The organism is Bradyrhizobium sp. ORS 111 (genome assembly GCF_045571485.1).
In the GTDB taxonomy this organism is placed as follows: Bacteria; Pseudomonadota; Alphaproteobacteria; order Rhizobiales; family Xanthobacteraceae; genus Bradyrhizobium.
Genome location: NZ_CP120701.1, coordinates 4,097,321 through 4,119,690 on the forward strand (window position 1 = coordinate 4,097,321; position 22,370 = coordinate 4,119,690).

Below are 22,370 nucleotides of genomic sequence, written 5' to 3' on the forward strand. Positions count from 1 at the left end.
TTTGCTTCGACTGACAAAGGATTCCGTGGTGGCGACCGCAAAGAAGAAATCGTCCAAAAAGAAAGCCAAGAAGGCGACGTCGGCTTCGCCCGCCCGTTCGACCAGGAAGCAGGGCGCTGCAAAGTCGCGCGTCGCCAAGACGAGCGCGCGCGTCGGGAAGAAAGCGAAGAAAGCGACCAAGAAAGTCGTCAAGAAGTCGGGCGCGAAGAAGGGGGTCAAAAAGACAGCCAGGAAGCCTGCCAAGAAAGTCGCCAAAAGAGCGGCCAAGGAAGCCGTGAGGAAAACCGCGAAGGCGTTGCCGAAGCGGCAGGCTGCAAAGGCCGCCGCGCCGGCGCCTGCAAAGCCAGCCACGTCGAAGGCTCCGGCGCCCAGGCAGACACCGAAGGCGGCGCCGGCACAGAAGCAACCCAAGCGGCCGGCGGCTGCTCCCGTGTCCGCTCCCGCGTCGGCGCCGGCCACGGATCGCGGCAATATCTACTACATCACGACGGCGATCGCGTATCCGAACGGCCAGCCGCATATCGGCCACGCCTATGAGGCGATCGCGACCGACGCGCTTGCGCGCTTCCAGCGGCTCGACGGCAAGGATGTGTTCTTCCTTACCGGCACCGATGAGCACGGCCTGAAGATGATCCAGACCGCGCAGAACGAGGGGATGACGCCATTCGATCTCGCGACCCGTAACGCTGAGCGCTTCAAGCAAATGGACGAGCGGCTCAACGTCTCGTTCGATCGCTTCATCCGCACCTCCGAACCCGCGCACCACAAGTCGGTGCAGGCGATCTGGCGCCGCATGCAGGAGAATGGCGACATCTATATCGACACCTATGCCGGCTGGTATTCGGTGCGTGATGAGGCCTATTACGCCGAGGAGGAGACTGTGGTCGGCGAGGACGATGTCCGCCGCGGTCCGCAGGGCACGCCGGTCGAATGGGTCGAGGAGAAGAGCTATTTCTTCCGCCTTTCCGCCTATCAGGACAAGCTGTTGCAGCTCTATGAGAGCCAGCCCGATTTCATCGGCCCGGACTCGCGGCGCAACGAGGTGATGAGCTTCGTGCGGGGCGGGCTGAAGGATCTCTCGATCTCACGCACCACCTTCGACTGGGGTGTCAAGGTCCCCGATGATCCCGAGCACGTGATGTATGTCTGGGTCGATGCGCTGACCAACTACATCACCGGCGTCGGCTATCCCGATGAAGCGGATGCGCACTGGCGCTATTGGCCGGCCGACGTGCACGTCATCGGCAAGGACATCATCCGCTTCCATGCCGTCTACTGGCCGGCCTTCCTGATGTCGGCGGGCATACCCCTGCAGAAGCGCGTGTATGCGCACGGCTTCCTGTTCAGCAGAGGCGAGAAGATGTCGAAGTCGGTCGGCAACGTGGTCGACCCCTTCAATCTTGCCGAGCAATATGGCGTCGACCAGGTGCGTTATTTCTTCCTGCGCGAAGTGCCGTTCGGCCAGGACGGCAATTACAACCACGAGGCCATCGTGGCGCGTATCAATGCCGACCTTGCCAACGACTTCGGCAACCTGGCCCAGCGCTCACTGTCGATGATCGCCAAGCAGCTCGGTGGCGTGCTGCCGGAGCCCGGCGCGTTCAGCGAGAATGACAAGGCGATCCTGGCGCAGGCCGACGCCATGTTGGAGGCGTCGCGGACCGCCATGGCAACGCAGCAGATCCATCAATGGCTCAACACGGTCTGGGCGGTGGTTGCCGAAGCCAACCGCTATTTTGCCGGTGAGGCCCCATGGGCGCTGGCAAAGACCGATCCTGCCAGGCAGAAGACGGTGCTCTACGTCACCGCCGAAGTCGTGCGTCAGATCGCGATCATGGCGCAGGCGGTGATGCCGGCGTCGTGTGCGAAGATGCTCGACAGTCTCGGCATCGCTGCGGATGCCCGCAGCTTTGCGGCGCTGGCCGAGCGGATCAAGCCGGGTACGATCCTGCCGGCGCCAGTCGGCGTGTTTCCGCGCTACGTGGAACCGAAGACCGAGTGAGCGGTTCGCAACGTCATGCTGGTCGACAGTCACTGCCACCTGGACTTTCCTGATTTCGCCGATGACCTCGACGGAATCGTCGGTCGCGCCGAGGCGGCCGGCATCGGCCGCCTGGTCACGATCTCGACCCGGGTGAGGCGGCTCGGCGGGCTGCTGGCGATCGCCGAGCGCTTTCCCAATGTCTACTGCTCCGTCGGCACCCATCCGCATCATGCCGATGAGGAGGACGGCATTTCTGCAAGCGGGCTCGTCGAGCTCACCAAGCATCCGAAGGTCGTAGCGCTCGGCGAGGCCGGGCTCGATTACTTCTACGAGCACGGTTCGCGTGAGGCGCAGGAGCGCGGATTCCGCGCTCATATCGCCGCGGCGCGCGCGACGGGTCTGCCGCTCGTCATCCACACCCGCGAGGCCGACGAAGATTGCGGTCGCATCCTTGAGGATGAAGTAGCGAAGGGGCCGTTCAAGGCCGTCCTGCACTGCTATACCGGCGGGCGCGAGCTGGCGATGAAGGCGATCGCACTTGGGCTGTCGATTTCGTTCACGGGCATCCTGACCTTCAAGAAGTCGGACGCGCTGCGCGCCTTGGCCGCTGAACTGCCGGCCGACCGCATCATGGTGGAGACCGACGCGCCCTATCTCGCGCCGGGCAAATTTCGCGGCAAGCGCAATGAACCGTCCTACGTTGTCGAGGTCGCGAAGGTGTTGGCGGACACCCGCGGCGTCTCGCTGGAGCAGATCTCGCAGCAGACCACCGAAAATTTCTTCCGGCTGTTTTCCAAGGTGCCGGCGCCGAAGGAGGCCGCATGACCGTGACGTTGACGATCCTCGGCTGCGGCTCTTCGGCCGGCGTGCCGCGACCCGCGTTGGGTTGGGGCGCCTGCGATCCCAACAATCCGAGAAACCGCCGTCGCCGCTGCTCACTGCTGGTCGAACGCGAGGGGGCGCACGGCGTCACGCGGATCGTGGTCGACACGTCGCCCGACCTGCGCGAGCAGTTGATCGACGCCAATGTCGACCATATCGACGCGGTGTTCCTGACGCACGAGCACGCCGACCAGACGCACGGGATCGACGATCTCCGTTCCGTCGTGCTGCACCAGCGCCGGCGCATTCCGGTCTATTTCAACCAGTCGACCGCCAAGGATATGATGGCGCGGTTCTCGTACTGCTTCATCTCCCCGGAAGGCAGCGATTATCCGCCGATCCTGACGCGCCATGCGATCGAGGCCGGCGAAAGCCATACCACCGAAGGGAAGGGCGGCCCGGTGAAGCTCGATGCCTTCCTGGTGCATCATGGCAAGATTCCCGCGCTCGGGTTTCGTGTCGCCAATGCCGCCTACACGCCCGATCTCCACGACATTCCCGAGGAGAGCTGGCCGGCGCTGCAAAACCTCGACCTCTGGATCGTCGATGGCCTGCGCTATGCACCCCATCCCAGCCATTTCAGTGTCAGTGACGCGCTGTCGTGGATCGAGCGCTTCAAGCCGAAACGCGCCGTCATCACCAACATGCATTCCGACCTCGACTACGAGGTGCTGCGGCAGTCGCTGCCGTCCAACGTGATCCCGGCCTATGACGGCATGCGGTTGGAGCTGCAAAGGGCAGGCTGATCGCTCAGGCGCCATTGCGAGGAGCTTGCGACCAAATTGCAGAGGCAATTTTGCGCTGGAGCGACGAAGCGATCCATCGATCCGTGAGCGCGGAGGCAATGGGTTGCTTTGGAGATGCGCGCGACCCGTCGGCGCACAATGACACTTAGGCCGAGATCGCCTTGGCGGACCCGACCTCGTTGCGCAGCAGGAATTTCTGGATCTTGCCGGTCGAGGTCTTCGGGATCACGCCGAACACCACTGACTTGGGTGTCTTGAAGCCGGACATATGCTCGCGGCAATAGGCGATGATCTCGGCCTCGGTCGCCTTCGCGCCCGTCTTCAGCTCGATGAAAGCGCACGGCACTTCGCCCCACTTTGCGTCGGGCTTGGCTACGACGGCCGCGAACAGCACGGCCGGATGCTTGTAGAGGATGTCCTCGACCTCGACGGAGGAGACGTTCTCGCCGCCGGAGATGATGATGTCCTTGGAGCGGTCCTTGATGATCACGTAGCCGTGCTCGTCTAGCACACCGAGATCGCCGGTGTGAAACCATCCGCCGGCAAAGGCTTCCTGGGTCGCCTTCTCATTCTTCAGATAACCCTTCATCACGATGTTGCCGCGAAACATGACCTCGCCAATGGTCTGGCCGTCGCGCGGCACCTCGCGCATCGTTTCGGGATCGAGCACCGTGACGCCTTCCTGCAGCGGATACGACACGCCCTGGCGCCGCTTCAGTTGCGCACGTTGGTCGGCTGAAAGCCCATCCCAGCCCGGCTGCTCGGCGCAGACGGAGGCGGGGCCATAGACCTCGGTTAGACCGTAGACATGGGTCAGCCTGATGCCGATGCGCTCGGCGCCTTCGAGCACGGCAACCGGCGGCGCCGCGCCTGCGATCAGTCCGATGACCGGCCTTGCCTTGCCGTCCGCAGGCGCGTTCGGCGCGTTGATCAGCGTGTTGTAGACGATCGGCGCGCCGCACATGTGGGTAACGCCGTGCTCGGCGATCAATTCGAATATCTTTGCCGGATCGACCTTGCGCAGGCAGACATTGACGCCAGCCGTGGCCGCGACCGTCCAGGGGAAGCACCAGCCGTTGCAGTGAAACATCGGCAACGTCCAGAGATAGACCGGATGCTGGCCCAGATTGCCGGCCAGGATATTGCTGACGGCGTTCAGATAGGCGCCGCGGTGATGGGTGACCACGCCCTTGGGATTGCCCGTGGTGCCTGAGGTGTAGCTCAGCGCGATCGCGTCCCATTCATCGGCCGGCAGCCGCTCCCCAAAAGCGGGGTCGCCTGCCGCGACCGCTGCCTCGTACTCGATCTCGCCGATCTGCTTGCCACCAACGAAGGCCGCGTCGTCGACGTCGATCACGAACGGCTTGGGGCCCTTCATCTGCGACAGGGCTTCGGCGATCACATCGGAGAATTCGGGATCGACGAGAATGATCCTGGCGCCGCCATGGTCGAGCTGGAACGCGATCGACGGCGCGTCCAGGCGGATGTTCAGCGCGTTCAGCACCGCGCCGGTCATCGGCACGGCAAAATGCAGCTCGTTCATCGCCGGGATGTTCGGCAGCATGGCCGCGACGGTGTCGCCATATCCGATGCCCTGTCCGGCCAGATAGGACGCGAACCGCCTGCAGCGCTCGTGGGTCTGCTTCCAGGTGAAGCTGCGACCTTCATAGACCGTGCTGACATGGTCGGGATAGACAGCGGCCGAGCGTGCCAGGAAGCTCAGCGGCGTCAGCGGCACGTAATTGGCCGGCGTCTTGTCCAATCCGATTGAGTATTGGTTTTGAGCTCCATTCATGGCTCTATCCAATCGCAAGGTACTTACAGGAAGCCGATCGAAATCCATGGGAAGATGGCGACGATGATCAGACCGATCAACAGCGCCAGCATATAACCCCAGATCGGCCGGATGCCCTCGGCCGGATCGACGCGCCCGATGGCGCAGGCGGCATAATAGCCGACGCCGAACGGTGGCGCGAACAATCCGATACCCATCGCCAGGATGATGATCATGGCGTAGTGCACCTCGTGGACGCCGACGGCGTGGGCGATCGGGAACAATAGTGGCCCAAACAGCACGATCGCCGGAATGCCCTCGAGCACGCTGCCGAGGATCACGAAAGCCAGGATCGAAACCGCGATGAAGGTCGCCGAGCCCCCGGGCAAGCCGGTCATCGATGCTGCCAGCGCCCGCGAAAAGCCGGACTGCGTCAGGCCCCAGGCCATGCCGGTGGCGGCGCCGATGATGAACAGGATCGCCCCCGACAGGCACGCCGTCTCGACCAGCATCGGCAACAGCCGGCGCCAGTTGAACTGACGGTAGATCAGAAGGCCGATCACGAAGGCATAGACGATGCCGATGGTCGACACTTCGGTCGCAGTCGCGATCCCTTCAACCACCGCGTAGCGGATCACGAAGGGCAGGGCCAATGCGGGCAGGGCGAACACGAAGGCGCGCCCGATTTCGCTCGGCTTGGCGCGCTGCACGTGGCTGAGGTCCTCGCCGCGGTAGCGCCACCACACCAGCGCCGAGAGCGTGATCGCGAGCACGACGCCCGGCAGCAGGCCGCCGGTGAACAGCGCCGATATTGAGACACCGGTCACCGAGCCGATGGTGATCAGCACGAGGCTCGGCGGAATGGTTTCGGTCTGCGCGCCGGTAGCGGCGAGCAGGGCGACGAGATCGCCGGGCTTGGCGCCGCGTTGCTTCATTTCCGGAAACAACACCGGCGCCACCGCCGCCATGTCGGCGGCCTTCGATCCGGAAATGCCCGAAACCAGGTACATGGCGCCGACCAGCACATAGTGCAGGCCGCCGCGCACGTGCCCGAGCAGGCTCGCCAGGAACGCGACCATGGCCCGCGCCATGCCGGTCATCTCGATCAGGAGGCCTAGGAAGACGAACAGCGGCACGGCGAGCAGGATCAGATGGCTCATGCCCTCGTCCATCCGGCCGACCAGCACCATCAGCGGGGTCCGCGTCGTCAGCGCCAGATAGCCTAAGACCGCCATGCCGAAGGCAAAGCCGATCGGCACACCGGCAAAGACGCAGAAGCCGACCACGCCGACGAAGAAGATGATGAGGTTGAGATTGCCCAGTGGCCGCAACACGGGCTGTGCGAGCCAGAACACGGCAATCAGCGCGGCAACCGTGACCACGGCCAGCAGCAGGGCTTTGACGTCACCGACGCGCGCCAGCCGCAGCAGCGCGAACAGTGCCATCAGGCCGGTGCCGATCGGCAGCGCCGCCGCGCGCCAGGTGTTGGAAATCTGCAGCGCGGGTGTGGTGATGAAGCTTTCCTCATAGGCATACTCGTACGCCGGCCGCACGATCAGGATCAGGAAAGCCAGCGCCGCGCAGGTCGCAACGACGTCGAGATAGGCGCGCATGGCCGGCTTGGCATTGGCCACCATCACGGTCATGCGCATATGCTCGCCGCGGCGCAGTGCCACCGCCGAGCCGAGCATCGCAAGCCACAGGAACAGGATTGACGCCAGCTCATCCGACCAGATCAGCGGCGCGTGCAGCACGTAGCGCGCGATCACGCCCGCGAACAGGATGATGACCTCGGCGACGACCAGGATCGCCGCCGGGATCTCCACCAGAAGGCCGAGAGCAGTATCGATGGAACCGAGGACGGAGCGGCGGCGAGGGGACTGCGACGCCGCCTCGCCGGCCACGGCCGGCGTCATCTCGACATGAGCCATGGCGAGCCTCCCGTTCTATTGATCAGGACAGTTTGCCGACCGACTTCTCGAGCAGCTCCCAGGCCTTCTCGCCATACTTGCCCTTCCATTCGGCGTAGAAGCCGGCGGCGCGCAGCTTGTCGCGGAATGGCGCCACGGTGGGCTGATTGAAGACGAGTCCCTTGCCGGCGAGCTCCTTCTGGACCGACGCATTGAGCTTCTCGGTGTCTTCGCGCTCCTTGACCGCCGCGGCATTGACATGCTTGGCGACGACGGTGCGGATATCGTCCGGCAGCGCCTGCCAGGCGCGGCGGTTCATCAGGAACCAGAAGCCGTCCCACATATGGTTGGTCAGCGAGCAGTATTTCTGCACCTCGTACAGTTTCGCTGCCGAGATCAGCGCCAGCGGATTTTCCTGGCCCTCGACGATCTTGGTCTGCAGCGCCGAATAGACCTCGCTGAAATTGATTGAGGCGGGCGATGCATCGAACGCCTTGAACATTGACGTCCACAGCGGCGACACCGGTACGCGGATCTTGAAGCCCTTCAGATCATCCGGGCCGTTGATCGGCTTGGTCGACGACGTGGTCTGGCGGAAGCCGTTGTCCCAGATCTTCTCCATGACCTCGAGCCCGGCCTTGTTGATCTCGCCGCGCACATAGGCGCCGAGATCGCCGTCCATGGCCTTCCAGACCGTCGGATAATCAGGGAATGCGAAGCCGATGCCGTTGATCGAGGCCGCCGGCACCAGGGTTGCCAGGATCAGGCCGGACAGCGTGAAGAACTCGACGCCGCCGGACCGCACCTGGCTCAGCATGTCAGTATCGGAACCGAGCTGGCTGTTCGGAAACACCTGCAGGTCGAACCGGCCGTTGGTCTCGGTCTTGATCGCCGCGGCCATCTCCCGGGCGCGTGCTACGAACGGATGCGATTCCGGCAGGTTATTGGCGAACTTGTAGCTGAACTCGGCCGCCTGGGCGCGCGCAACGTACGGGGCGCCAATTCCGCCCAGAACGGCGGAAGCGGCGGAGACCTTCAGCAGCGTGCGTCGTGAAAAGCTCATCGGTTTCTCCCTCGGAGAGGCTTGTTGTTGTTCTGAGATGCCATCCTATACGGACCTGATGCCGCGGGGTCACCAGCGATCTCGGCTCAGGCCGCGCTTATTGCAGCGTCCGTACGCCGCGGCAATATCGGCTTTCAGACGAGAGGATCATCACGGCGACTCGACCTGCGGCCCGCGATGGATGCGATGAGCTTGGCACTCGGCACGGCGTGATCACCGTCACGGTTCGGCGGAGGTGCGATCCAGTGCGAGGAAATCCCGCTAAATATCTGATCTAATTGTAGATATAAATATTCCATAATATACCTTATGCGAATTGCAGGTGGGCATGCATCCCGGTCGCACGTAGCCAATACTCCGGTCGGTTCGACCTTGCCTGCTCTGCCGCGCAAGCCCGATCCAACAGGCCCTTACGGCAATCGCCTCCGCGCTCAAATCGGGATCGATCGAAACGGAACCGCGCCATTGTCCCGGCGTTGTGCGCAGGCCATGCGAGGGCTTTCGCCATGAGGTTTGAGCTCGGTCAAATCGCAACGTCTGGCGGCCTCGGCCGAGGTTCCAACTTCCTGTTCAAACTTCTCGCCCATGCGGCCATAGCAGCTATGGTGGCACCGGCCGCAGTCGCATCTGACGCTGCTCATCATTCACCGGTGGTCCAGGAGCAGCCCTCCGCCGGAAATGACCGATCGGATCCAGGTCAGCAACCGCAACTGGATCGCGGGCCGGCCCCGACCTCTCCAGCCGAGCCGCCAACCCTTTGTCAGGCACTCGCCGCGGCGGCGAGGACCAGTGATCTGCCGGTCGATTTCTTCACCCGCCTCATCTGGCAGGAAAGTCGCTTCAAGCCGGACGCGATAAGTCCGAAAGGTGCACAGGGCATAGCTCAATTCATGCCGACAACGGCAAGATTGAGTGGGCTTGAAAATCCCTTCGATCCGCTGGAAGCAATAACGAAATCCGGTGACCTGTTGCGCAACCTGCGCAATGAATTTGGCAATCTTGGCCTTGCCGCAGCCGCCTACAACGCGGGACCTGCCCGGGTCCACGAATGGCTCGGCCACCACCGGCCGCTTCCGCTGGAGACGCGCTCCTACGTGCGAATTATTACCGGACATGATGTCGACGAATGGGCCGAAGGACACTCCGGTCCAGCCAATATGCCGTCCATCGTGGGGCTGCCGTGCGATACAGCCGGGGTGATATTGCTTGAACCCAAGCCGGACCCCAAACCATGGGGTGTGGAGGTTGTCGGGGCGCCGACACCAGCGAAGGCCCTTGACCGTTACCGCGAATGGCAGCCGAAATACGCCGCGATCATCGGCGACCGCGAGCCTCAGGTGGTCATACGCGGAATCTTGGGCCAGATGGGCGCAGCGCGCGTACGGGTTGGTGAGGACACTCAGTCCGGGGCCAAGCGGTTGTGTGAGGCGCTGCGAGCGGCCGGGGCCTACTGTGACGCGCTGCGCAACTGAGTTGGGCCGCATCCCGAGCGCATGATCCGGCACGATGCATCCGGATACGCGCTTGGAAGCATGGTCGCCTCAGGCAAGCGCAGGTTTGACCATGTCCGCCGCCAGGCGAACTGCCGCCTGGCTCGCGCTGACTGACGCGATCCCTCGCCCCGCAATGTCGTAGGCCGTGCCGTGCGCGGGAGTGCAGATTGGAAACGGAAAACCGCCGAGCAAGGTCACGCCGCGGTCGAAGCCCATCAGCTTCATCGCGATCTGGCCCTGGTCGTGATACATCGTCAGCACCGCATCGAAGGCGCCGCCCTTGGCGCGCAGAAACACCGTGTCGGCGGGAAATGGCCCCTCGGCAGCAATGCCCTCCTCGCGGCCGGCCGCGATGGCGGGCGCGATGACGTCGATCTCCTCGCGGCCAAAATTGCCGCCGTCGCCGGCGTGCGGATTGAGTCCCGCGACCGCAATGCGCGGCCTGGCGAACCCGGCGTTGCGCATGCAGATATCGGTCAGCCTGAGCGCGCGATGGATGCGTTCGGCGGAGAGCCGCCCGGCCACGTCCTTGAGCGGGATATGCGAGGTGACCCGCGCGTTCCAGAGCTCGCCGAGCACGTTGAACTCGCTTGCCGGCGTCTTGAGCCCGGCCACCTCGGCGGAGAACGCGATCTCGTCGTCGTAGTCGGCGCGGGCTAGGCGCATCGCCTGCTTGTTGAATGGCGTGAAGCAGACGGCGTCGACACGCCCGTCCCGGCCGAACTCCAGCGCATGCCGGTAGTTCGTCAGCGCGAATTTGCCGCTGGCAAGGCTTGCAGTCCCTTGCTCGATTTCGGCCGGATCAAGATGGCGGAGGTCGACGAAGAGCACCTCGCCCCTCGCCGCACGAAAGTCGGCGCCCTGCTCCACCGTCGTCAGCTCCGGCGTAACGCCGGCGACGCGCGCGCCCTCATCGAAGATGCGGCGGTCACCGATGATAACCAGCCGAGTGCGGGCACGGAGGTCATCCAGCGCCACGAGCTTCGCCGTCAGCTCCGGGCTGATGCCGGCGGGATCTCCCATTGCCAACGCAACGAGGGGCTTTGCAGTCATATGATCACCTTCTCCTGGCTGGTCGTCTCGGCGATGGGCTTGCGCCAGACGCGGGCGAGCTGAAGCGCGAGCGGAAGCAGCAGCAGCGCGATGCCGGCGACGATCAGGCACGTCACCAGCCGGTTTGCAAAGAAGATCCCGAGCGATCCCTTGGACATCAGCATCGATTGCCGGAATGCATCCTCGGCCTTGTCGCCGATGACGATCGCGAGCACGAGCGGTGCCAGCGGATAGAACAGCTTCTTGAAGAGATAGCCGAGGATGCCGAAGCCGAGCATCATGACCACGTCGAGATAGGAGTTCGACACCGAATACGCACCGACGACGCAGATGATCACGATTAGCGGCGCGATCACGACGAAGGGAATCCGCATCAGCGCGGCAAAGACCGGAACGGTCAGCAGCACCAGCGCGACCGCCACGATATTGCCGACATACATCGAGGCAATCAGGCCCCAGACGAAATCCTTCTGATCGACGAACAGCATCGGCCCGGGATTGAGGCCCCAGATCATCAGGCCGCCCATCATGACGGCCGCGGTGGCCGAGCCGGGAATGCCGAGCGAGAGCATTGGCAGCAGCGCGCTGGTCCCGGCGGCATGATCGGCCGTCTCCGGCGAGATGATGCCTTCGACCTCGCCGGTGCCGAAATGCCGGCCACGCCGCGAGAAGCGGCGGGCGATGCCGTAGCTCATGAACGACGCCGCGGTCGGACCGCCCGGCGTAATCCCCATCCAGCATCCGATCGCAGCACTGCGCAGCAACGCCACGCCGTGTCGAGGCAGCCGGGCGACCGCGCGAAACACCTCACGCCAATCGATCTTCGACGAAACGGCGCGGGCATGAAACTCCTCCTCGACCGCAACCAGCAGCTCGCCGATGCCGAACAGTCCCATCACCGCGACAACGAAGCTCACGCCCTTGACCAGTTCGTCAATGCCCATGGTGAGGCGCACGCTGCCGGACACGGTGTCAATCCCGATCGCGGCGATCGCAAACCCGATCGCGAGTGCCACGACGGTCTTGATTGGTGCCGCGCCGCCCATGCCGACGAAGCTCGCGAAAGCGAGGAAGTACACCGCGAAATATTCCGGCGGCCCGAAGGCGAGCGCGACCTGCGCCACCCACGAGGCGAGGAAAGTGATCAGAATGACGCCGACCAGCGCGCCGAACGCCGCCGAGCCGAACGCGGTGGCAAGCGCCGTCGTCGGGCGGCCGTCGCGCGCCATCGGGTAGCCATCAAAGGTCGTTGCAACCGACGACGGCTCTCCCGGAATGTTGAACAGGATCGACGTCACGGAGCCGCCGAACAGCGCGCCCCAATACATGCTGGAGAGCAGGATGATCGCCGAAACCGGCTGCATGCCGAACGTCAGCGGCAGGAGCAGCGACACGCCGTTCGGCGCGCCCAGCCCCGGTAGCACGCCGACCAGAATGCCGAGCAGCACACCGGCCGCCATCAGGACCAAATGCGGCACGGTAACTGCGATGGTAAAGCCGTGCAGGAGTTCCTGGAGATTGTCCATCGGTCCTCTCCTTCAGAACCCGAGCGCCGCGGCGAGCGCGCCGTGCGGCAGCGTCACCTGAAACATGCGCTCGAACACGACGTAGAGTGCGAGCGCCGTCGCGATCGCCGTGGCCAGCGCCACAGGTACGGATTGATGCCGAGGGACCGCAAGTACCGCGAACACATACAGGGCCGAGGCGAGATACATCCCGAGCAATGGGATCGCGGCAACGAAAATCGCGGCCGGCACGAACAGCCCGGCAAGCCGGCGCAGCTCGAGCGGCGTGATGGCGATGGGAACGCTTGCGGGCGTCGCCGCCGGCAGGACACCGCGCACCAGGTTGTAGAGGCTCCCGAGCACGATGATGATGCCGGTCAGGAACGGAAACGTACCGGCGTCCACGCCCGCAGTCGACCAGCCGATGCCGTTGTCGAAGCTGGAGACGACGACTACCACACCGAAACCACCGGTGAGGACGGCAGTCGCAAGCTCAAGAGCGCGGCGCGATATCATCAAGGGCTCCTGGTGGCGCGAGACAACAGGACATCATGGCGCGTGGACGTCCGACTACTTGACGAGCCAGCCCTGCTCGCTCGCGACCTGCTTGACGTGCTCGATGTCCTGCTTGATGAACTTGTCGAGGTCGGGCCCGGTTAGGAAGGTGTCGACCTGGGAGGTTTTCTCGATGTAGTCCTTCCATTCCGGCGTGGCCTGCACCTTCTTCATGAGGTCGATGTAGAACGCAGTCTGATCGGGCGTGACCTTGCCCGGCAGCCACACCGTACGCGGCTGCTCATATTGCTTGATGTCGAGCCCCTGCTCGACACAGGTCGGCACGTCGCTCCAGCCTTCTGTCGCCGTGACCTTGGCACCCTGTGGCAGCCGCTTGGGGCTGAAAGCGCAGAGCGGCCGCTGCGTGCCGCCGCGCCACTGCCCGAGGCTCTCGCTCGGATTGTTGACATGGGAATCGATGTGCCCGCCGGCGAGCTGTACGGCAGCCTCCGCGCCGCTCTTGAAGGGGATGTAGGTCAGCTTGACGTGACCGACCTTCTCGATCATGCGGGTCAGCACTTCGTCGGTATCCTTCGACTGCGCACCGCCCATTTTGAAGTCGCCCGATGCAGCCGCTTTCAGGTAGTCCCCTGCCGTCTTGTAGGGCGCGTCCTGCTTGACCCAGAGCAGGAACTCGTCCTGCGCCATCGCCGCGATCGGGGTGAGATCGGTATAGTTGAAAGCGACCTTGGAGACGAGCGGCTGCTGCCAGGCATTCGACGTGCCGAAGATCACCTTGTAGGGGTCGCCCGCGGATGCCTTGCCGTAGACATAGCCTTCCGCACCGCTGCCGCCGCCCTTGTTGACGACGACGATCGGCTGATCGGTCAGCTTGTACTTGGTGACGATGTTCTGCACCGCGCGGGCGAGATTGTCGGTCCCGCCGCCCGGCCCGGCAGTGGCCACGAATTCAATCGGCTTTTGCGGTTGCCAGGCGGCACGCGCCGGCATCGTGCCGGCGAGCGCGGTTGCAGCCGCGGCAAGCAGAAGTGTTGATGTCCGACGCATGATCTCCTCCGGCTGATCTTTTCTGTTGTTCTGATCGGTCGTATCGATGTCCGCTAGGCGACGCGCTGCTTCCCCTTCCCGGACGCCGAAACGATTGCGCCTTCTTTCTCGAGCGCTTCGATTTGCTCTGTATCGAACCCATGCTCGGCCAGCACCGCGCGCGTGTGCTCGCCATAGATCGGAGCGCCTGACTGCACCTTGCCCGGCGTCTCCGAGAATTTGACAGGAAGACCGATCGTCTTCACAGGTCCAAGCGTGGAATGCTCGACCTCGACGACCATCTCGCGCGCCAGCGTCTGCGGATCGCTCAGAGCTTGCAGCATGTCGTGCACGGGTCCACACGGCACGCCCTTCTCGTCGAGCGCCGCGAGCCAATGCGATCGCGGCCTGGCGCGGAAGCGTTCGCTCAAGACAGCCTCGAGCTCCTTCAGATTCGCCATCCGGTCGGCGCCGGTCACGAAGCGCGGATCGGCGGCGAGCTCGGTGGCGCCGAGCGCTTCCAGCATCAGCAGCCAGTGCTTCTTGTTGGCGCCGCCGACCACGAGCCAGCCGTCGGAGGCCTCAAAGGCCTGATACGGCGCGTTAAGCGGATGCGCCGAGCCCATTGCGCGCGGCGCGGTGCCCGCGGCAAGTGCGATGGTCGATTGCCAGTAGGTCTGCACCAGGGCCGCTTCATAAAGCGACGTCTCGACCCATTGCCCCTCGCCGGTCTTCAGGCGGTGGGTATAGGCGGCCAGAATTCCCATGCTCGCGAGCAGCCCCGCGGTGATGTCGGACAATGGCGGCCCGCATTTCACCGGCGGCCCGTCAGGACGCTCGCCGGTAAAGCTCATGATGCCGCTCATCGCCTGCGCCACCAGATCGAATCCCCTGCGATGCTTGTACGGGCCGGTGCGGCCAAAGCCCGACAGCGAGCAATAGATCAGCGCAGGATATTCCTTGTGCAGCGCTTCATAGCCGAAGCCCAGGCGCTCCATCGCGCCAGGCGCGAAATTCTCGACCAACACGTCGGCGCTCGCGATCAGCCGCCGCAGCACCTGCTTGCCGCCATCGGTCTTCAAGTCGAGCACGATGCCGCGCTTGTTGCGGTTCATCATCAGGAAGGAAGCCGCCTCGTCGCCAATCTTCGGCGGCACCGAGTGGCGTGTGTCATCACCGTTCGGCCATTTCTCGATCTTGATGACATCCGCGCCCATGTCGGCGAGCATCAGCGTGCAGGTCGGGCCCGCCATTACATGGGTGAGATCGATGACCTTGAGGCCGGCAAGCGGTCCCGAACGGCGAGAGGTGGATTGCGATTGATCGCTTGGCATCGGCGCCTGCCCTATTGACCGCGCCACTGCGGCGCGCGCTTGTTGAGGAAAGCATCGAGCCCTTCGCGAAAATCCTGGCTCGTGTAGCACATCAGGATGAGGTCTTCGCCCTCATCCCGCGTCAGCCGCTTTTGCAGGCGGGCCACCGCCTGCTTGGTCGCGTTCAGTGTCAGCGGGGCGTGACCGGCCAGCAGCCGGGCGACTTCTTGCGCACGCTGGTCGAGCGCCGCAACATCGTCGACGACCTCGCCCAGCAGTCCCAGGCTTGCGGCCTCGGTGGCATCGATAAGCCGTGCAGTGAAGATCAGATCCTTGACGCGCGCGGCGCCAATGAGCGCGGTGAGACGGCTGATATTGGACATCGACAAGCAGTTGCCGAGCGTCCGGGCGATGGGAAATCCGATTTTGGTACTTTTCGTGCCGATCCGCAGGTCGCAGGCTGCGGCAATGCCTGCGCCTCCGCCGGTGCAAAACCCGTTGATCGCCGCGATTGTCGGGACCCGGCACTGCTCGAGCGTGGTCAGCACGCGATCAATCCGGTTCTCGTAGTCGAGTGCGTCCTGCGGCGCCTTGAATTCGCGGAACTGCTTGATGTCAGTTCCCGAGGCGAAGGCCTTGTCGCCGGCGCCGCGCAGCACAAGGACCTTTATCGAATGATCGCCATTGGCTTGCTCGCAAATCGCGGCGAGCCGCTCATACATGGCGAAGGTGAAGGCATTGCGCGCCTGCGGTCGGTTGAAAGTAATCCACCCGACACCGCCCTGGTGCTCGAAAACCAGGTCTTCGCTCGCTGCGACCTCTAGGTCCATTTCCTCGCGTCCCGTCGTTTTTTCCTTTTTGAATGCAAAATTCGAAATATTCAAGCTATAATTCCCGACACCTATCCGAAAAGTTCTGATTTGCATGCAAAAGGGCTTGGCCATGCTTCACGAGGAGGTTGTCGGACGCATTCGCGCCATCCTGCTGGACGGCGAAATCCCTCCGGGCGCGCGGATCCCCGAGCGCGAATTGTGCGATCGGCTGGAGATTTCGCGCACGCCGCTGCGCGAAGCGCTCAAGGTGCTCGCCGCCGAAGGCCTCGTGCAGTTGCTGCCCCATCGCGGCTCACGCGCGGCAAAACTGACGGACCGGGACATGCGCGACCTGTTCGAGGTCTGCCAGGGGCTCGAGGCGCTCGCCGGCGAATTGGCCTGCGAACGCATCACGGACGGCGAGATCGACGCGATAGCGGCGACGCATGCGGCCATGGTGCAGCATTACCACGAGGGAGACTTGATCCAGTACTACCGGGGCAATCGCGCGATTCACGAAGCCATCGTCACCGCGGCCGGAAATCCCGTACTCACGGGTCTCTATGCTTCGGTGACGGCGCGCATTCGGCGCGCGCGCTATGTTACGCCGATGACGCCGCAGCGCTGGGCGCGCGCGGTCCAGGAGCACGAAGCAATTCTCAACGCGCTCCAGCGCCGTGACGGCGTTGGCCTCTCCCATGTCCTGCGCGCCCATCTCCGCCACAAGCGCGAGGAGGTCCTGCAAGCAGGATTCGCGGACACGGACGGAATCGATCTCCCCCGCCAAATCGCGTGAGACGCCTTGCAAGACCCTTTGCGCGTGCTCGTGCCCGCCGCGGTCGCCTAACCCTCTCTGGCGTTCCTGGTTCCTAACGGAAGTTTAGTGCTCGGGGTCCGAACAATCTGCCGGTCCGGCGCGTTTTGCCATTGTTCCTTGGATCCTCACGCGGTTGAGCAGATTGTAATGATCCGTTCGGCGATCGTCAGAACAGTTTCTGTCTGCGCCCAATTTCACTGGGCCGTGATCGCCGCCGGAGTGGTGTTGATGGTGGCAGCGGCCATCTTCGACGTGACGCGCTTTTCGATCAACACTGACGTCGAACGATTGATCGCGCAGGACTTGCCTTGGCACGCGCGACAAATCGCCTTCATGCGGGCGTTTCCGCAGAAGGGCATCTCGGCGGTCATAACCGCGTCCACGCCGGAGAATTCCGAGCAAGCGACAAACGCGCTTGCACAGGCTTTGAAACAGAACGCCGGCCTCTTTCCGCGAGTCGCGCAGCCCGACAGTGGAGATTTCTTCGGCCGCAACCAGCTTCTGTTAGGCTCGACGTCTGACGTCAGGCAGACCATCGCTGGCCTGACCCAAGCGGAGCCGCTCCTGAGCCAGCTCTCGCGGGATCCGAGCCTGCGCGGCGTCATGAACGTGCTGTCGTTTGCGGCAGATCAAGTGCGGCACGGACAGCTCACGCTCGAGCAGTTGAAATGGCCCCTCACGCTGGCTGCCGAAACCCTCAATGACGTGTTGTCCGGCAAACCGGCCAGCTTCTCCTGGAAGGAACTGTTGCAGGGGCATCACTCATCCCTGGAGGAGCGGCGGCATTTCCTCGAGATCGAGCCCCATCTTGATTTTACCAAGTTGCAGCCGGGATCGGCTGCCGACCGGGGCATTCACGACGCCGCGGCGCAACTGGACCTCAAGCAGAAGTTTGGCGCCGTCGTCAAACTGACTGGCCAAGTCCCCATGGACGATCAGCAGTTTTCGGTCATACGAGACAGCGCGTTGCGCGACACGCTCACCGCCGCGGTGGGTGTCCTGATCGCCCTGTGGTTGGCGCTGCGATCATGGAAGATCATTGCCGCCGTCTTCTTCAGCCTGCTAGTGGGACTTGCGACAACCGCAGCGCTCGGGCTCGCGATGGTCGGCTCGTTCAACCTGATCTCGATCGCATTCTTCGTGCTCTTTGTGGGGCTTGGCGTCGACTTCGGCATTCAGTTCAGCGTGCGATATCGCGCCGAGCGGCACGAGCTCGGCAAGTTGCAACCGGCGCTGGAGAGCGCGGCGAGGAAGGTCGGCACCCCCCTCGCCCTGGCCGCGGCGGCGACGGCCGTCGGCTTCTTCGCATTCCTGCCCACCAGCTATAGCGGTCTCTCCGAACTCGGATTGATCGCGGGCTGCGGCATGCTGATCGCGTTTGCGTGCAGCATCACGCTGGTGCCGGCGATGCTGGCTCTGCTCAATCCACCGGGCGAAGCCGCGCATGTCGGTTTCACGTCGCTTGGACCGCTGGATGATTTCCTTCAGCGTCACCGCATCGCCGTTGTGGTGGCAACCATCGGCGTGGTCGTCGCGGCTTCTCCGCTGTTGTTGCACCTGCCGTTCGACTTCAATCCCGTCAACCTGCAGAGCCCGAATTCTCCGGCTGTCGTAACCTATCGAGAATTGCAGAGTGATCCGGAAACCAGCGGCAGCGATGCCGAGGTATTGGCGCCGTCGATCGAGCAAGCCACGGCAACAGCGACGCGGCTCAATGCGCTCCCGCAGGTGTCTCGCACCGTCACGGTGAACAATTATGTTCCCAGCGATCAAGATGCCAAGATCGCAGAATTGAGATCGGCGTCGGGTAGACTTCGCCCCGCGCTCGCGCCGAGAAATCACACCGCTCCAACCGACGAGCAGACCGTAGCTTCGGTAAGGAACGCGGCAAAGACACTGTCGGAAGCCGCCGGAAGCCAACAAGGCGCCGCCGCGGATGCTGCCAGGAATGTGACGACCCTGCTGACGCGTCTCGCCGAGACGGACGCCGGCACGCGCCAGAAGGCCGAAGCAGCCGTGGTGTCACCGCTGCTCTTTGATCTCGAGCAATTGCGCCAAAGCATGTCCCCTCAGCCCATAAGCATCAAGACGTTGCCGCCCGACCTGCTCCGCGACTGGGTGCTGCCTGATGGTAGGGCGCGTGTCGAGGCGCTTCCCAAGGGGGACCCAAACGACAGCCACGTTTTGCAGGAATTTGCCGCAGCTGTTCTCAACGCTGCACCGACGGCCGCGGGAGCAGCCATCACCTATTACGAAGGTGGCCGCACCATCACGGCCGCCTTCATCGAAGCGGGGGCATTTGCGCTGGTCGCAATTTCAGTCCTGCTCTTTGTCACTCTGAGACGGTTCACGGACGTCCTGCTGACTATCGTTCCGCTGCTGCTGGCCGGTGCAGTCACGCTCGAGATCTGCGTGCTCGGCGGGCTCGCCTTGAACTTTGCCAACATCATCGCCCTCCCCCTGTTGCTGGGAGTCGGCGTCGCATTCAAGATTTACTACATCATGGCTTGGCGCGCCGGGAAGACCGGCCTGTTGCAGTCGGCCCTGACGCGGGCCGTCGTATTCAGCGCCATGACAAACGCCATCGCATTTGGCAGCATGTGGGCGTCGAACTATCCCGGCATGTCCAGCATGGGAAAATTGATGGGACTGGCGCTGCTCTGCACCATGGCTGCCGCGGTGCTGTTCCAGCCGGTTCTCATGGGCCCGCCGCGGCAGGTCAGCGAATTCGAAGAGACCCGCCAGAACCTCGATCAGGCCGCGGAGTGATCGTGTCTTAGCCGAGCCGCTGGACCACCGGGATCGACAGGAAAGCGCTCACCAGTACGTCGGCGCACGCGTGCGCGAGGACGTGCGCGTGCGCGAGACGAGTCCTTGCACTAGGTTGAAACGTACGAGCTGGCGATCGCAGGCATGCGTTCATGCCATACAGCCGTTCATGCCATGCAGCGAAACGTGCGAGCCGCGTTCCTGCCGGTGCTAGCCGGTGGGCAGCAAGCCCGCCCGTGGTGGCATCGAGCCGGGGAATGGTTTGGCAACCATCAGGGTTCCGCGCTCGTCAACCTCCAACGCGATCTTCTGCGCGAGCATCACGTCGCCCGCCACCAGGGACCCGATGGGCCGGAAGCACCACCCGACTACGACATGGCCCTTGTCGTCCAGCTCGTAGACGTTGGTCGCGGTTCCATAGCAAATGCGATAGCGCTTGCCGGACTCATTGCCGATGACGTCGAAGCGCTTGTATTTCTCGAACTCGGACCGTTGCTCCGGCGAGAGCCAGCGGGACAACAAGGTCATCCCGCGAGCCTCGATCTTCTCATAGGCGCGCCACCGCTCCCGTATCGCGACCGCCGTCGCATAGAGCGCTCCCGCCGCGCGCCGGAACGCCAATAACGCCTCGTGCGGATGAAGCCGCATTATCCGCCCACCAGCCGCGGATAGAACAAGGTCTCTTCCGCCGTCGGATCCAGTGAGCGCGCCAGCACTGAGTTCCCGCTCGGCCTCCGCGTCGCCGCCGTATAGCCGTCCGAAATCAGTTGCTTGAAGCGGGCCTCTGCCTCGGCCAGTTGCTCGCGGTCCCCGGGATCGAAGTAGTGACGGGTGTCGCCGGTGTGATCCATGACTAAAAGCGTTGCCATCGCGGTCTCCTTCTGCTGCCGTGACAATCGCAACCTGAACCTAAGGTTCCTGCCCGCCCGTGACCTTATGGGGGCATTCGCCCCCAACCGGCTGGATGGTCCTGCCGCACCAACGTTGATGTCCGTCAAGGCCGCCGAGGCCAGGGCCTGGGGTGCCGGGTCTCGCGCTGAGCGGGCTCAGGATACGAAGCCTGTCTTGCGCGCGCGAGCGATCCGTCATCGTCGGCTTAGAATACGCGCCGTCCACGACCAGAATTGGAGCTGACGCTTCCGGAAGGGCCGTCGTTTTCAGCGATCCTCTCCAATGATTGACCATCGCGCAGGAACCAGCGCTTGCCGCTGCCGTTGGAGACCCTGAACGAGAAGGCTGCAATGATGATCATTGCACGTCCCCTCTTGCATGAACGACCCGGAAGCTGAGTCTCGCCCACCTTTCATTCACTGCATTGTCCTTGGCTTCGCAAAACTTGAAGAAGGTCATCTGTGCGAAATGTGAGGTGGCTGCTGGCGATAGCGCAAGGGCCGGCACGTCAGCCGCTTGAGGTCACGACATGAGTTTCAATTTTCCGAGCCGAAGAAGCGTTTTGACAGGCACGGCCGCAATGGGTGCAGGTACGGTGATGCATATGGCGAGTGCGGAGGAGCCCGTGATTGGGCAAAAGGGAGCGACGATCATCGGTCCACGTAATCCGGAACGTGAGCATCAGAATCCCGATATCCTCCGTCCGCCAGCGACTGACCATGGGACCGTGCCGAACCTGCGGTTCTCATTCTCTGACGCGCACATGAAGATCCGCGACGGCGGCTGGTCTCGGGAGGTCACTCAGCGCGAGCTTCCGATCTCCACGACCATGGCTGGCGTCAATATGCGCCTGAAGTCCGGGGCGGTTCGTGAACTGCACTGGCACAAGCAGGCCGAATGGGCCTTCATGCTTGCCGGCCGTGCGAGGATTACCGCGGTCGACAACGACGGTCACAACTTCATTGCCGACGTTGGTGAGGGCGATCTGTGGTACTTCCCAGCGGGGATACCGCACTCGATTCAGGGACTGCGGAACGACGGATGCGAGTTTCTCCTGGCGTTCCCGGACGGAGAATTCTCGGAGGACAGCACCTTCGCGATCACCGATCTGTTCGCACACACCGACCGAGAGGCGTTGTCCAAGAACCTTGGATTCACGGAGCGAGATCTCGACCGAATTCCCGAGAAGGAATTGTTCATCTTTCAAAGCGAGGTCCCTCCTCCGCTCGAGCACAACGCCGTAGCAGACGAGCGTGGCCCCGTCCCCGAGACCATGGTGTTCAGATTGATGGAGCAGCCCCCAGACAATTCACCGGGCGGCCGTGTGCGGATCGCCGACACGCGTAATTTTCTCATTTCGACCGACGTCGCGGCAGCGCACGTTGAGATCGATCCGGGTCATATGCGCGAAATCCACTGGCATCCGAACGCCGACGAGTGGCAGTACTACATCTCCGGTGCCGCGCGCATGACTGTCTTCGCCGCCGAAGGCAACGCCCGAACTTTCGACTATCGGGCGGGCGACGTTGGCTACGTGCCGATGTCGATGAGCCACTTCATCGAGAATATCGGCAGCGAGCCTGTACGGTTCCTGGAGCTGTTCAAGGCTTCGCGATTCACGGACGTGTCGCTCGCGCAATGGATGGCTTTGACCCCTCCGGATCTGATTGCGGCTCATCTGAAGATTGAGCGCGATGTGCTCGACAAGCTGCGCAAGGAGAAGCAGCCGGTGGTTTGAGCCAGGGCGTGCCTCCCTTGAAAATCGCATCCCTGCTTCAGCGCGCGCGCCGATCGCGATGCGGCGCCGCTGCATGTT

The 22,370-nt window shown here is 63.4% G+C and carries 19 protein-coding genes; 7 read left to right on the plus strand and 12 right to left on the minus strand.

Features of this window, described 5'->3' with window-relative positions:
* The first annotated feature begins 28 nt into the window (after positions 1-28).
* The 3 genes from metG to P6U30_RS19145 are packed head-to-tail and all read left to right on the plus strand — an operon-like array spanning position 29 to position 3,612.
* On the plus strand, positions 29-2,002 hold the full coding sequence (gene metG, locus P6U30_RS19135) for a methionine--tRNA ligase (protein ID WP_407164479.1): 1,974 nt from the start codon (positions 29-31) through the stop codon (positions 2,000-2,002).
* 15 nt (positions 2,003-2,017) lie between these two features.
* Positions 2,018-2,809, plus strand: coding sequence for a TatD family hydrolase (locus P6U30_RS19140; RefSeq protein WP_407164481.1), 792 nt, complete (start codon positions 2,018-2,020; stop codon positions 2,807-2,809).
* Positions 2,806-3,612, plus strand: a complete 807-nt coding sequence (locus tag P6U30_RS19145) for an MBL fold metallo-hydrolase (RefSeq protein ID WP_407164483.1) — start codon at positions 2,806-2,808, stop codon at positions 3,610-3,612. The genes P6U30_RS19140 and P6U30_RS19145 overlap by 4 nt, the downstream gene beginning before the upstream one ends.
* Positions 3,613-3,757: 145 nt before the next feature.
* On the opposite strand, the gene P6U30_RS19150 is transcribed toward P6U30_RS19145, so the two are convergent.
* The 3 genes from P6U30_RS19150 to P6U30_RS19160 are packed head-to-tail and all read right to left on the minus strand — an operon-like array spanning position 3,758 to position 8,359.
* Complete coding sequence (locus P6U30_RS19150; protein WP_407164485.1) at positions 3,758-5,407, minus strand: acyl-CoA synthetase; 1,650 nt, start codon at positions 5,405-5,407, stop codon at positions 3,758-3,760.
* Positions 5,408-5,430: 23 nt separating this feature from the next.
* A complete protein-coding gene (locus tag P6U30_RS19155) occupies positions 5,431-7,317 on the minus strand; it encodes a TRAP transporter large permease subunit (RefSeq protein WP_407164487.1) in 1,887 nt (628 codons plus the stop codon).
* Positions 7,318-7,339: 22 nt separating this feature from the next.
* On the minus strand, positions 7,340-8,359 hold the full coding sequence (locus tag P6U30_RS19160; RefSeq protein ID WP_407164489.1) for a TRAP transporter substrate-binding protein: 1,020 nt from the start codon (positions 8,357-8,359) through the stop codon (positions 7,340-7,342).
* Positions 8,360-8,865: 506 nt separating this feature from the next.
* Here P6U30_RS19160 and P6U30_RS19165 point away from each other — a divergent pair.
* The gene (locus P6U30_RS19165; RefSeq protein WP_407164491.1) at positions 8,866-9,831 is read left to right on the plus strand and encodes a lytic transglycosylase domain-containing protein; all 966 of its coding nucleotides are present in this window, start codon (positions 8,866-8,868) and stop codon (positions 9,829-9,831) included.
* A 69-nt stretch (positions 9,832-9,900) separates the two neighbouring features.
* Here the strand turns inward: P6U30_RS19165 and P6U30_RS19170 are convergent, their stop codons facing one another.
* Genes P6U30_RS19170 through P6U30_RS19195 form a run of 6 tightly spaced genes read right to left on the minus strand, consistent with a single transcriptional unit; the run spans position 9,901 to position 16,095 of the window.
* On the minus strand, positions 9,901-10,905 hold the full coding sequence (locus P6U30_RS19170) for a 4-hydroxythreonine-4-phosphate dehydrogenase PdxA (RefSeq protein ID WP_407164493.1): 1,005 nt from the start codon (positions 10,903-10,905) through the stop codon (positions 9,901-9,903).
* A complete protein-coding gene (locus P6U30_RS19175) occupies positions 10,902-12,431 on the minus strand; it encodes a tripartite tricarboxylate transporter permease (protein WP_407164495.1) in 1,530 nt (509 codons plus the stop codon). The genes P6U30_RS19170 and P6U30_RS19175 overlap by 4 nt, the downstream gene beginning before the upstream one ends.
* A gap of 12 nt (positions 12,432-12,443) precedes the next feature.
* Positions 12,444-12,926: a tripartite tricarboxylate transporter TctB family protein gene (locus tag P6U30_RS19180; RefSeq protein WP_407164497.1), complete on the minus strand. Its 483-nt coding sequence runs from the start codon at positions 12,924-12,926 to the stop codon at positions 12,444-12,446.
* 54 nt (positions 12,927-12,980) lie between these two features.
* A complete protein-coding gene (locus P6U30_RS19185; protein WP_407164499.1) occupies positions 12,981-13,973 on the minus strand; it encodes a Bug family tripartite tricarboxylate transporter substrate binding protein in 993 nt (330 codons plus the stop codon).
* 53 nt (positions 13,974-14,026) lie between these two features.
* A complete protein-coding gene (locus P6U30_RS19190) occupies positions 14,027-15,286 on the minus strand; it encodes a CaiB/BaiF CoA transferase family protein (protein WP_407164500.1) in 1,260 nt (419 codons plus the stop codon).
* 11 nt (positions 15,287-15,297) lie between these two features.
* A complete protein-coding gene (locus P6U30_RS19195; protein WP_407170487.1) occupies positions 15,298-16,095 on the minus strand; it encodes an enoyl-CoA hydratase/isomerase family protein in 798 nt (265 codons plus the stop codon).
* 112 nt (positions 16,096-16,207) lie between these two features.
* Between P6U30_RS19195 and P6U30_RS19200 the strand changes: the two genes are divergently transcribed.
* Both P6U30_RS19200 and P6U30_RS19205 read left to right on the plus strand, forming a co-directional pair.
* Complete coding sequence (locus tag P6U30_RS19200; RefSeq protein WP_407170488.1) at positions 16,208-16,873, plus strand: GntR family transcriptional regulator; 666 nt, start codon at positions 16,208-16,210, stop codon at positions 16,871-16,873.
* Positions 16,874-17,041: 168 nt separating this feature from the next.
* Positions 17,042-19,663, plus strand: coding sequence for an MMPL family transporter (locus P6U30_RS19205; protein ID WP_407164502.1), 2,622 nt, complete (start codon positions 17,042-17,044; stop codon positions 19,661-19,663).
* 210 nt (positions 19,664-19,873) lie between these two features.
* Here P6U30_RS19205 and P6U30_RS19210 read toward each other — a convergent pair whose 3' ends face one another.
* The 3 genes from P6U30_RS19210 to P6U30_RS19220 all read right to left on the minus strand — a co-directional run bounded on the left by P6U30_RS19210 (position 19,874) and on the right by P6U30_RS19220 (position 20,915).
* Positions 19,874-20,311 (minus strand): hypothetical protein, encoded by a 438-nt coding sequence (locus P6U30_RS19210; RefSeq protein WP_407164504.1) that lies wholly within the window; start codon positions 20,309-20,311, stop codon positions 19,874-19,876.
* Complete coding sequence (locus P6U30_RS19215; RefSeq protein WP_407164505.1) at positions 20,311-20,532, minus strand: hypothetical protein; 222 nt, start codon at positions 20,530-20,532, stop codon at positions 20,311-20,313. Before P6U30_RS19215 ends, P6U30_RS19210 begins: the two co-directional genes overlap by 1 nt.
* 227 nt (positions 20,533-20,759) lie before the next feature.
* Positions 20,760-20,915, minus strand: coding sequence for a hypothetical protein (locus P6U30_RS19220; RefSeq protein ID WP_407164507.1), 156 nt, complete (start codon positions 20,913-20,915; stop codon positions 20,760-20,762).
* 168 nt (positions 20,916-21,083) lie between these two features.
* On the opposite strand from P6U30_RS19220, the gene P6U30_RS19225 reads away from it, so the two are divergent.
* Complete coding sequence (locus P6U30_RS19225) at positions 21,084-22,292, plus strand: oxalate decarboxylase family bicupin (protein WP_407164508.1); 1,209 nt, start codon at positions 21,084-21,086, stop codon at positions 22,290-22,292.
* Positions 22,293-22,370: the final 78 nt, after the last annotated feature.

What these genes read in the sequence shown, in the direction of transcription:
- P6U30_RS19155 (WP_407164487.1), bottom strand. Translation starts at nt 7,317, where the DNA reads ATGGCTCATGTCGAGATGACGCCGGCCGTGGCCGGCGAGGCGGCGTCG.
- P6U30_RS19200 (WP_407170488.1), top strand. Translation starts at nt 16,208, where the DNA reads ATGCTTCACGAGGAGGTTGTCGGACGCATTCGCGCCATCCTGCTGGAC.
- P6U30_RS19140 (WP_407164481.1), top strand. Translation starts at nt 2,018, where the DNA reads ATGCTGGTCGACAGTCACTGCCACCTGGACTTTCCTGATTTCGCCGAT.
- P6U30_RS19195 (WP_407170487.1), bottom strand. Translation starts at nt 16,095, where the DNA reads ATGGACCTAGAGGTCGCAGCGAGCGAAGACCTGGTTTTCGAGCACCAG.
- P6U30_RS19150 (WP_407164485.1), bottom strand. Translation starts at nt 5,407, where the DNA reads ATGAATGGAGCTCAAAACCAATACTCAATCGGATTGGACAAGACGCCG.
- P6U30_RS19190 (WP_407164500.1), bottom strand. Translation starts at nt 15,286, where the DNA reads ATGCCAAGCGATCAATCGCAATCCACCTCTCGCCGTTCGGGACCGCTT.
- P6U30_RS19175 (WP_407164495.1), bottom strand. Translation starts at nt 12,431, where the DNA reads ATGGACAATCTCCAGGAACTCCTGCACGGCTTTACCATCGCAGTTACC.
- P6U30_RS19220 (WP_407164507.1), bottom strand. Translation starts at nt 20,915, where the DNA reads ATGATCATCATTGCAGCCTTCTCGTTCAGGGTCTCCAACGGCAGCGGC.
- P6U30_RS19170 (WP_407164493.1), bottom strand. Translation starts at nt 10,905, where the DNA reads ATGACTGCAAAGCCCCTCGTTGCGTTGGCAATGGGAGATCCCGCCGGC.
- P6U30_RS19205 (WP_407164502.1), top strand. Translation starts at nt 17,042, where the DNA reads ATGATCCGTTCGGCGATCGTCAGAACAGTTTCTGTCTGCGCCCAATTT.
- P6U30_RS19185 (WP_407164499.1), bottom strand. Translation starts at nt 13,973, where the DNA reads ATGCGTCGGACATCAACACTTCTGCTTGCCGCGGCTGCAACCGCGCTC.
- P6U30_RS19160 (WP_407164489.1), bottom strand. Translation starts at nt 8,359, where the DNA reads ATGAGCTTTTCACGACGCACGCTGCTGAAGGTCTCCGCCGCTTCCGCC.
- P6U30_RS19165 (WP_407164491.1), top strand. Translation starts at nt 8,866, where the DNA reads ATGAGGTTTGAGCTCGGTCAAATCGCAACGTCTGGCGGCCTCGGCCGA.
- P6U30_RS19145 (WP_407164483.1), top strand. Translation starts at nt 2,806, where the DNA reads ATGACCGTGACGTTGACGATCCTCGGCTGCGGCTCTTCGGCCGGCGTG.
- P6U30_RS19225 (WP_407164508.1), top strand. Translation starts at nt 21,084, where the DNA reads ATGAGTTTCAATTTTCCGAGCCGAAGAAGCGTTTTGACAGGCACGGCC.
- P6U30_RS19180 (WP_407164497.1), bottom strand. Translation starts at nt 12,926, where the DNA reads ATGATATCGCGCCGCGCTCTTGAGCTTGCGACTGCCGTCCTCACCGGT.
- P6U30_RS19210 (WP_407164504.1), bottom strand. Translation starts at nt 20,311, where the DNA reads ATGCGGCTTCATCCGCACGAGGCGTTATTGGCGTTCCGGCGCGCGGCG.
- P6U30_RS19215 (WP_407164505.1), bottom strand. Translation starts at nt 20,532, where the DNA reads ATGGCAACGCTTTTAGTCATGGATCACACCGGCGACACCCGTCACTAC.